Source organism: Conyzicola sp. (assembly GCF_046714715.1).
GTDB lineage: Bacteria > Actinomycetota > Actinomycetes > Actinomycetales > Microbacteriaceae > Conyzicola.
Genome location: NZ_JBKKAD010000204.1, coordinates 1 through 7,491, shown reverse-complemented (window position 1 = coordinate 7,491; position 7,491 = coordinate 1). Strand labels below are relative to the sequence as shown.

6 protein-coding genes and 1 pseudogene are annotated in these 7,491 nt (G+C 68.1%); 3 read left to right on the top strand and 4 right to left on the bottom strand.

Annotation, left to right across the window (positions count from 1 at the left end):
- Positions 1–78: 78 nt before the first annotated feature.
- Positions 79–822: pseudogene (locus tag ACLQ6X_RS16220) on the top strand (ABC transporter ATP-binding protein); the annotation flags it as partial.
- A gap of 32 nt (positions 823–854) precedes the next feature.
- Here the strand turns inward: ACLQ6X_RS16220 and ACLQ6X_RS16215 are convergent.
- The 3 genes from ACLQ6X_RS16215 to ACLQ6X_RS16205 form a co-directional block, all read right to left on the bottom strand.
- Positions 855–1,967 carry a glycosyltransferase family 2 protein gene (locus ACLQ6X_RS16215; protein WP_411701180.1) on the bottom strand — a complete coding sequence of 371 codons (1,113 nt, stop codon included), beginning with the start codon at positions 1,965–1,967 and terminating at the stop codon, positions 855–857.
- A gap of 102 nt (positions 1,968–2,069) precedes the next feature.
- The gene (locus tag ACLQ6X_RS16210; protein ID WP_411701179.1) at positions 2,070–3,380 is read right to left on the bottom strand and encodes an O-antigen ligase family protein; all 1,311 of its coding nucleotides are present in this window, start codon (positions 3,378–3,380) and stop codon (positions 2,070–2,072) included.
- Positions 3,358–4,659 carry an O-antigen ligase family protein gene (locus tag ACLQ6X_RS16205; RefSeq protein ID WP_411701177.1) on the bottom strand — a complete coding sequence of 434 codons (1,302 nt, stop codon included), beginning with the start codon at positions 4,657–4,659 and terminating at the stop codon, positions 3,358–3,360. The genes ACLQ6X_RS16210 and ACLQ6X_RS16205 overlap by 23 nt, the downstream gene beginning before the upstream one ends.
- A 108-nt stretch (positions 4,660–4,767) precedes the next feature.
- On the opposite strand from ACLQ6X_RS16205, the gene ACLQ6X_RS16200 reads away from it, so the two are divergent.
- Complete coding sequence (locus ACLQ6X_RS16200) at positions 4,768–5,700, top strand: class I SAM-dependent methyltransferase (protein ID WP_411701176.1); 933 nt, start codon at positions 4,768–4,770, stop codon at positions 5,698–5,700.
- A gap of 14 nt (positions 5,701–5,714) precedes the next feature.
- On the opposite strand, the gene ACLQ6X_RS16195 is transcribed toward ACLQ6X_RS16200, so the two are convergent.
- On the bottom strand, positions 5,715–6,896 hold the full coding sequence (locus ACLQ6X_RS16195; RefSeq protein WP_411701175.1) for an acyl-CoA dehydrogenase family protein: 1,182 nt from the start codon (positions 6,894–6,896) through the stop codon (positions 5,715–5,717).
- A gap of 107 nt (positions 6,897–7,003) precedes the next feature.
- On the opposite strand from ACLQ6X_RS16195, the gene ACLQ6X_RS16190 reads away from it, so the two are divergent.
- Positions 7,004–7,491, top strand: a 488-nt coding sequence (locus ACLQ6X_RS16190; protein ID WP_411701174.1) for a type I phosphomannose isomerase catalytic subunit, incomplete at its 3' end; no start/stop codon positions are given.

The following is a 7,491-nucleotide window of genomic DNA, read 5'->3' as shown; positions in this document are numbered from 1 at the left end:
GTCATCGGGCTCGTCCTCGTCTGGATCTTCCAGCGTGTGTTTTCGCGGTTGCAGGGCAACTTCGCGCAGGAGATCTAAGTGGTAACGCAGAGCAATCCGACCGGACCGGTCGTCATCCGGGTCAACGACGTCTCCAAACGGTTCGTCATTCGCAAAGACAAGTCCCTCAAAGAGCGCGTCGTGAACTTCGGCCGGTCGAACAAGCACAAGGACGACTTCTGGGCCCTGCGCGACGTCGACTTCGAGATCGAGGCGGGAAGCACCGTCGGCCTGCTCGGCGCGAACGGGTCGGGCAAGAGCACGCTGCTCAAGGTCATCGGCGGAATCATCCAGCCGAACAGCGGCAGCATCGAACGCCGCGGACGCCTGGCCGCCCTGCTCGAACTGGGCGCCGGCTTCCACCCCGACCTGACCGGACGCGAGAACGTCTTCCTCAACGGCTCGATCCTCGGGCTGTCGCGTAAGCAGACGGAAGAGTACTTCGACTCGATCGTCGAGTTCTCGGAGATCGAAGAGTTCATCGACACCCAGGTGAAGTTCTACTCCTCGGGCATGTACGTGCGCCTCGCCTTCGCGATCGCCGTGCACGTCGACCCCGACGTGCTGCTGGTCGACGAAGTACTCGCTGTGGGCGACGAGCGCTTCCAGGAGAAGTGCATGGCGAAGATCCGGGAATTCCAGAAAGAGGGACGCACGATCGTGCTCGTCAGCCACTCCTCGGCCCAGGTCGAAGACCTGTGCAGCCGCGCCGTCGTGCTGTCGCACGGCAGCGTGATCTTCGACGGCGACACCCACGGTGGCATCGAAGCGTTGCGGGCCTCGTTCGGCTGAGGGCCGCTACTCGCTAACGGCCGCTATTTGGCGCCCAGCCGGTTCTTCGCCACTCCGAGCCTCCACTTGACGATGCCGACCGGCCCACGCGACTCGAGGTCGTCGAGCCGCGTGCGCAGCTCGTGCACCGTGCCGGTCAGTTCGGCCTGCCTGGCGCGCAGCTCGGCGCCCTCGGCCTCGACCACGGCGAGACGTGCCTCGCGCGCGTCGAGCTGGTCGGACAGCCAGCGCGAGTAGTTGGCGGCGATAGAGGCGGATGCCTCGGCGGGCGTCCGCGGGGTCGTGTCGGTAACGGGGCGGTCGGTCGGGGCGATCGCGCACAGCACGCCGGGCGCGTCGTCGCGTTCGGGGGCGGACGCGAGCGTGCTGCTCCAGCGCTCGACGAAGGCTGTACCGGCGTGGTCCGACGCGAAGCTGCGGAACCGGGTGTCGGTCGCCGTCGACGACCCCGTCGAGTGGGTCGCGCGGGCGGCCGGCTCGAGAACGACCCGCAGCCCCCGCGACTTGAGCCGGAACGACAGGTCGACGTCTTCGAAGTAGGCCGGCTCGTAGATCGGGTCGAACCCGCCGATCTCGTCGAAGGTGCTCTTGCGCACGAGCAGCGCGGCACCGGAACCGTAGTCGATGTCGCGCGCGGACAGCAACGGGGCCGCCTCGGGCGATTCGACCGCGAGACCCGCCCCGAGCTGCACGGTGCCCGCGTCGGCGAGCACGCGGGAGCCAGCCTCCTGCAGGGAACCGTCGGGGTTGAGCAGCACCGGGGCCGCGGGGGCGATCGTCGCGTCGCCGCGCAGCCGCGCGGCGAGAGCGGCGAGGAGGCCCGCGTCGACCACGGCGTCGTCGTTGAGAAAGAGCACGAACTCGCCGCGGGCCGCCGCGACGCCCAGATTGCAGCCGCCGCCGAAGCCGATGTTGACCGGCACATCGACGATGCGCGCGCCGGTGACGCTGTGCGCGACGAGATCGCGCACGTCCCGGGTCGCGCCGTTCAGCACGACCACGGTCTCGAACGGCGGGGCGTCCGCGGACTCGGCCACCGATGCGAGGCAGTCAAGCAGGCGGTCGGTCTGGCGCCAGGCGAGAACGACGACCGATATGACGGGGTTGTCGGCTTCGGGCACGCTGACCAACCTCATTGTGTTCTCCCCAGGATCGATACCAGCCCGCTCGCGACATCGCGTCGCCAGGTTGAGACGGTGGTGGCGATCAGCTTACCGGTCGCCCCGCACTCGATTTCGTCAGTCGAGCGGCTCCTGCTCGAGCGGCCGCGCGAAGGCCGTGCGCCAACTCAGGTCCTGGGAGGCTTTCACGCAGCACACGACGAACGTGAGCCAGCCGTACTCCACCAGCAGCGAGCTTTCGAACAGGGCGCTGCTCAGGAGCACCACGAGCACCAGTGCCGGCCACGCGAAGACGACGCTGCGCTTCTGCCCGGCGAGCAGCCAGGAACGCACGAACGCGAGGCCGACGAGGCCCACGAAGATGAGGATGCCGACGCCGCCGAGTTGGAACCACACGTCGAGGTAGGCGTTCACCCCGGAGCGCGGGACGCGGTCGTCGGTGACGAAGGCCTCGAAGGGCGAGATGGCGGGTCGCCAGTGGCCGATCCAGCCCCAGCCCTCGACGGGATTGAGGCGGATGAGGGCGGTCATCTCGTTCCAGAGCTGCAGGCGGTAGTCCAGCTCGCCGCCGGCGTTGCTCAGGGCGATGATCGTCGCCCGCAGCCCCCACGCGACGAGCGCGACCACGGCGACGCCCGCCAGCAGCCCGAGCTGGGCGTAGGTGCGCCGCGCTGGCGTGACGCGGCGCAGGGCGTACAGCGACACGATCGCGACCGCGAGAACGACGATCACGCCGCCGATCAGCGGCGACCGGGTGAACACCATGGTTATGCCGGCCAGCACGAGCGACGCGATGGCGAGTCCGGGGCGGATCGACTTGGTGCGCAATTCGGTGCCGAAGGTGACCGCCGCGATGAGCGCGATCACGCCGAGCTGGTTTCGCGTGCCCATAAGGCCCTGGATCGGCCCGGCGATATCGAGGTGGCCCTCGATGCCGAGGAAGCGGATGGGGGTGTCGATGAGCAGCCCGGAGAAGATCTCGAGCACCAGCGACGCGAGGAGCACCAGCCGCAGCACGTCTCCGAACGTGCGAACGATCTGGATGGTGTCGCGCATCAGAGCGATGTAGATGCCGAGGGCCGAGAAGACGCCGAGGTAGCCGATGCCCGCCAGCGTCGCCCACTGGTACTCGCTCCACACCACCGAGATGCCGGCCCAGCCGAGGAAGACCAGCAGCGAGATGGGCAGGATGCCCTCGTAGTCGATGGTCTCGCGGCGTGCGAACAGCGACAGCGCGGCGAACACCACGAGCACGACGAGGATGCCGATGAGGCCCGGCCAGCCGACCAGGGCCCGCAGGGTGTTCGCGAGCACGGCGACCGCTATCGAGACGGTGACGAGGGCGTTCGCGAGTCGGGTCTCCCCGAAGAACGACAGGGCGAGATCTCGGCGTGACGCGGGACGACTAGCGCCGTTCAACCGGGTCACCCCGCTTGGTCTTGACCGCGACGATGACGAGCAGCAAGACCCCGTACTCGATGATGAGGCGGCTCTCGACGAGGCTCTGCACGGCGAGAGCGGTGAGCACCAGCAGCGGGAGGGCGGAGACGGCGCTGTAGGGCAGCTGCCGTCCCGGTTCGAACTGCGGTCGGTCGGTGGCGAAGAACCAGGCGCGAACTACGCTGGAGAGCATAAGGGCGGCGAAGACCACTACGCCGACGACGCCCAGCTGCAGCCAGAGATCGAGCCACGCGTTGTGGGCCTGGTACTGGCCGACTCCGCCCTCGAACGCGAGGCCCGTGAAGGGCTCCACCCACGGTGCCCAGTAGCTGACCCAGCCCCAGCCGAAGACGGGGCGCTGCGTCGCGAGCTCGGTCACCGACGCCCAGATGTCGGTGCGGCCGGTGAGCGTGTCGCCCTTGCCCATCAGTGCGAGCAACTGCGAGCGGAATACTATGCCGACGGTGACGAGGACCACGCCCAGCACGGCGAAGAGACCGTAGAGCAGCGCGCGGGTGCGGGCGTTGCGCGCGAGTCGGAACGAGAGCACGGCGAGGGCGACCACGGCGACCGCCACGAGGGCCACGGTGATCGTGGCGGAACGGGTGAGGTAGACGCAGAGCGCCGCGAGGGCGATCCAGAAGACCCCGGTCCACCGTCGGCGTGCGCTCGCCGCGAACTGCACGCAGAAGACGATGAGTCCGAGCAGCGCGAGGAAGCCCAGCAGCGCCGAGTTGCCGGGCAAGCCCTGGATCTTTCCGCCCTCGAACAACAGGTCGCGCGACCAGTAGAGCGACATGGCGAGCTTCCCCTCGCCGTAGTCCTTCCAGAACGGGAGGATCGGCTGGCGCACGAACACCGAGACCGCGAGCTCGAACAGGAGAGATCCGGCGAGCAGGATGCGCAGCGCTATGCCGATGGAACGCACCAGCGTCGCCCAGTCGAACGACACGGCGAAGGCGACGGCGGAGATCACCGTCAGCCAGTTCGCCACGAGTCCGACGGCGGTCGCCCCCGGATAGAACGACCATGCGATCGAGGCGGTGGAGAGGGCGAGGAAGGCGAGCAGCGGATACGGCAGCGTGCCGATGCGCCAGTCGCCGCGGTTGCGCACGAGCAGCGCGACCGAGAAGACGGAGATCGCGAGCACGACCACCCCGAACCCGTACCAGGTGATGGAATACCGCCACACGTCGCCCGCGAGCACCGAGAACATCGCCAGTGTGAGCGCCCCGAAACGGAATCGGCTGCTGTCGAGTGCTCTCATACTGCAACCCTACCGACGGGGGCAGGATCACCCGGCCGCCGACGACGGGCCACCCTAGACTGTGCAGCGCAGGCGCTACCTCCACCTCGACGGCGATGGGACCAGATCTTGGCCGAACTCTCGCAGTACTCCGAGCACTATTTCGTGCCCGAATCGGGCAACAGCAGCTGGGCGAACATGTACCACTACATTCCCGAGGGTGCGCGCCTGCTCGACGTGGGATGCTCGACGGGCAATTTCGGCCAGGCGCTCGAACAGCTCAAGGGCTGCACGGCCGTGGGCGTCGACCTCAACGAGGAGGACATCGCCGAGGCGAAGCAGCGCCTCACCGAGGCGTACGTGTTCGACATCACCGGGCCGGGAGCGCGCGAGCTGCTCGGCACCTTCGATGTGGTCGTGTTCGCCGACGTCATCGAGCATCTGCCCGACCCCCGCGCCGTCTTGCGCGCGGTTCACGGCCTGCTGAACGAGGGCGGGATCATCGTCTACTCGATCCCGCACATGGGGCACCTCTCGGTGCGGCTCGACCTGCTCGAGGGTCGCTTCCCCTACGCCGAACTCGGCCTGCTCGACCGCACCCACCTGCATTTCTACGACCGGGTCGAGGTGCACGACGTCTTCGCGAGTACCGGCTTCGCCGTCACCGACGAGAACCCCGTCGTCGTGGGCTACCCGCCGCAGTGGACCGACCTTCGCCTGCGGGCGATCGGGCTTGAGTCGAGCCCCGCCTTCTACGACATGCTGCGGGTCACCGAGGCCGAGGTGTTCCAGTACGTGGGCACCGCGTCCCCGGCGCCGAGGGCGGCTCTTCACCCGCCGCAGCGCGACGCATTCGTCTTCCCGCCCGACGAGATCCTCGAGCAGTCGAACCGTCTCATCGCCGAGAACGCGCGGCTCTCGGCGGAGCGCGCCGCGCTCGTCGAAGAGAACGCGCTCCTGGGATCCCGATTCGCCGAGCTGCAGGCCTGGGCGAACGACCTCAAGAAGAACCCGGCGCGGGCGGTCGTCCGCTCGGTCAAGCGGAGACTCACCCGGCGCTGAGTAGGCGTACCCCGTTAGACGAACGCGGCCTTGCCGGTGATGGCGCGGCCGACGATGAGCGTGTTCATCTCGCGGGTTCCCTCGTACGAGTAGATGGCCTCAGCGTCGGCGAAGTAGCGGATGACGTCGTAGTCGAGCACGATGCCGTTGCCGCCGAAGATCTCGCGGCACCAGGCGACGGTCTCGCGCATGCGGCTCGTGGTGAAGGCCTTGGCGAGCGAAGCGTGCTCGTCGCGCTGGGTCCCCTCGTCGAGCATCTGTGAGACGCGGGTGACCATGCCGATCGACGCGGTGATGTTGCCGAGGCTGCGCGCGAGCAGGTCTTGCACGAGCTGGTGGCCGCCGATCTCCTTGCCGAACTGGATGCGCTCGCCCGCATAGGCGACGGCGGCCTCGTAGGCTCCGACCGAATTGCCGACGGCCGCCCACGCCACCTCGGCGCGGGTGAGTCGCAGCACGGACGCGGTCTCGCGGAACGACTTCGAGTTCTGCAGGCGGTTCGCCTCGGGCACGACCAGGTCGGTCAGCACGATGTCGGCGTTCTGCACGATGCGCAGGGCCTGCTTGTTCTCGATGCGCGTGGCGGAATAGCCGGGGGTCGAGGTCGGGACGATGAAACCCTTCACCTGACCGTCATCCGCATCTTTCGCCCAGATGATCGTGACGTCGCTGATCGAGCCGTTGCCGATCCACCGCTTCGCGCCGTTGATGGTCCAGCTGTCGCCGTCGCGCTTGGCAATCGTGCGCAGCCCCTGCGCGGAGTCGGAGCCCGAGAGAGGTTCGGTGAGGCCGAACGCGCCGAGCAGTTCGCCGCTGGCGAGCTTCGGCAGCCACTCGTCGCGCTGCTCCTGGCTGCCGGCGACGGCGATCGATCCCATGACGAGGCCGTTCTGCATGCCGACGAGGGTGGCGAGGCTCGCGTCGACGCGAGCGAGTTCGAGGGCGACCCAGCCGCGGAACACCGCGGAGTTCTCGAACCGGCGGGTCTCCGCCCACGGCTGTCCGAAGAGTCCGAGGTCGGCGAGTCCCTTCACGACGGTGCGCGGGAAGAACTCGGCGTTCGCCCAGAGGCCGTTGACGAGCGGGCGGACCTCGGCGTCGAGGTAGGCGCGCAGGCGCACGATGAGGTCTTTCTCTTCGTCGGAGAGGCCGTTCTCGTAGCCGAAGAAGTCGCTGCTGAGTGACTCGAATGACATTGATTTGCTCCATTGCTTGTCGGAATCCTCCGAAATCCTAGGCTCGCGGTCGGGCCAGTCCTAAGCCCTTGGTACTTTGGTCTAACCGAGCGACAAGGACGGCCCCCATGTTTGTAGGCATCACCAATACCCCGCGCGACTACGCCTGGGGCTCGTCGACGGCGATCGCCGACCTGCTCGGGACGACCCCCTCGGGCGGCCCCGAGGCAGAGCTCTGGCTGGGTGCGCACCCGGGTTCGCCGAGCCGCGTGGTCGATTCGGATGACACGCTCGCCGGCATCGTCGACGGTCGCCTGCCCTTCCTGCTCAAGGTGCTCGCCGCCGCGTCGCCGCTGTCGCTGCAGGCCCACCCGACCATGGAACAGGCGGCGGAAGGTTTCGCTCGCGAGAACGCGCTCGGCGTTCCGCTCGACGCGCCGAACCGCAACTACAAAGACGCGTTCCACAAGCCCGAGCTGATCTTCGCGCTGAGCGACAGGTTCCGCGCCCTCTGCGGATTCCGTTCCGCGCACGCGATCACCTCCACGGTGGAGCGCATGATCGGAGCCCTGCCCGGCGACTCCGCGCTCAACGGCTTCTCCGACCGGCTGGGGTC